General features: G+C 64.5%; 1 protein-coding gene. It reads right to left on the bottom strand.

The genetic code is table 11. The features are described 5' to 3' along the window. Positions 1-11: 11 nt before the first annotated feature. Positions 12-214 (bottom strand): DUF1365 family protein (locus tag QZH66_RS19015; protein ID WP_305807322.1); only part of this gene is annotated, 203 nt, incomplete at its 5' end.

Genomic DNA, 214 nt, shown 5'->3' with positions numbered 1-214 from the left:
CGTGTTCATGGTCAGTGGTTGGATGAAGATGAACGGGAAACAGGCGACGCTGGCACCTGGGGTTTGGCGTGGAAAGGCACCTGTTTGAGCCACAGCAACAGGGCATTCCATAGGATCCGGGCCATCACGCCCAGCGTCAGCAGGGGATAGCGCCACAGGGCGCGGCGGCGGCTTGCGGCGGTCAGCGGTTCCAGCCGTCCGGCCATGCCGGTGA

It is taken from the genome of Stenotrophomonas sp. YIM B06876 (genome assembly GCF_030711595.1).
Taxonomy (GTDB): domain Bacteria; phylum Pseudomonadota; class Gammaproteobacteria; order Xanthomonadales; family Xanthomonadaceae; genus Stenotrophomonas.
Note: the sequence above shows the minus strand (reverse complement) of the source record. Positions and strands in the feature narration are given on the sequence as shown.